Consider the following 1,536-nt stretch of genomic DNA (forward strand, 5'->3'; position numbering starts at 1 on the left):
GGTAGACCTCGCGCAGCACCGCGCCGAGCCCGCCGATCGGCAGACCGGCGGGCCCCAGCCGCAGCCAGAGCGAGGTGGCGCCGTTCTCCAGATCGGCGAGGACCGCTTCGGCGGCGAGCGTGGCATCGGGGTTGTCATGCAGCGCGCGGACATCCCACCCGCCGGTGCCCGCGCCCTGCGCCCGCCCACCCCGCACGAACGGGGCGAACCCCGGCAGGCCCACCCCGCCGGCGGGGGTGTTCTCGGCGGTGTAGAGCGGACGGATCCGCAGACCGTCGTAGGTCCGCGTGGCCAACAGCTCCTCGACCTCGCCGGGAGTAGTCGCCTCGGTCGCCACGCCGGACTTGCGCAGCACCTGCAGGACGAGCGTCTGCCAATCGGCGCGCGTCGCCTCCGGAAAGTCTGCGGCCAGCGACAACCCGGCCGATGGAACGCTCATGTTCCGGATCGTAGGCCCGGGGGACCCAGGCGGCCTGGAATGTACTTCCCGTCACAACGCCTTGCGCGCGTTTCGCCGGATCGTGTCCCTGCTCACGATGCCCACAGCCGCTCAGCCACCGCGGCTGTGCCGGCGGCGGACGCCTCAGCGACCGCTCTGGACGCCTCGGCCCGCTCGGCCGCCCGCGCCGCCAGGACCCGGGTCACCGCCGAGACGACCCGCTCCGGATGCCAGGTCACGTCGGCCACGCTGAAGCGCAGCACCGTCCAGCGCAACGCGGCGAGGATGTTGCCGCGATGACGGTCCTGGTAGATCATCGCCGGCGGGCTGGTGGCCGAGAAGGTGTCCGCCTCCACGTCGAGTCGCTGCGCCGGCCAGGCGAGATCCAGCCGGGTGATGATCTGACCGGTCCCGTCCATGACCGGCCACTGCAATTCCACGGGCGCGAGCCCGTTGTCGGCCAGCAGCAGCCGCAGCCGGGTCTCCAGGGGGGTCTCGGCCCGGCCGTCGGCCAGCGACCACCAGTCGGTCGTCTGCCGGAAACCGCGCCGCCCCTCGGCGGCCGCCCGTGCCCCCGCCAGGCTCGGCACCAGGCCGCGGTGCAGGGCTGCGTCCAGGTGGGCGACCGCCACCTCACGCGACTGGGCGGCCAGCACGAGATCCGCCAGCGTCCGCTCCGGCGAGGTGAGTGGGATCCCACCCAACTCGACGCGCTGGTCGACGTCGAGATCGCTGAAGTGCAGCCGGATCCCGCGCGGCTGGGCCCGGGTCTGCCGAGCCGGAAGAAGAAGGTGCACGGGTTCGGCGGAGCTTTCCGGAACCTCGAGCGGAAAACCGTGGAGCCGGGCGGCGGTGATCCCGCAGACGACGGCTCGGGGACGCCCGATGAGCGCGGCCCTTACCCGTGCAGAAAATGGCGAGAAGAAGACCGGGAGAATCGGCGTTGTATTTTCACCGCCGACGACCGACGCCGCGTGTCCGGGGCCCGCGGTGATGGCACCATGGCGCTTTCTTCGTCGGCGCGCGACGTCGTTACGGACAAGTCCGGCGGATTCCTTCTCCCGGATTTCAGAATGCTCGGCGCGCCGCCGGTCCCC

The 1,536-nt window shown here is 72.1% G+C and carries 2 protein-coding genes; both read right to left on the bottom strand.

Translation table 11 applies throughout. The annotated features are described in order from the left end of the window. Positions 1 to 439: methylmalonyl-CoA mutase family protein (locus KBI5_RS10700; RefSeq protein ID WP_241882816.1), on the bottom strand; the 439-nt coding region annotated here is incomplete at its 3' end. A 92-nt stretch (positions 440 to 531) separates the two neighbouring features. Further along, the coding region (locus tag KBI5_RS10705) for a hypothetical protein (protein ID WP_085015152.1) at positions 532 to 1,536 on the bottom strand (1,005 nt) is incomplete at its 5' end.

Source organism: Frankia sp. KB5 (genome assembly GCF_002099325.1).
Taxonomy (GTDB): domain Bacteria; phylum Actinomycetota; class Actinomycetes; order Frankiales; family Frankiaceae; genus Frankia; species Frankia casuarinae.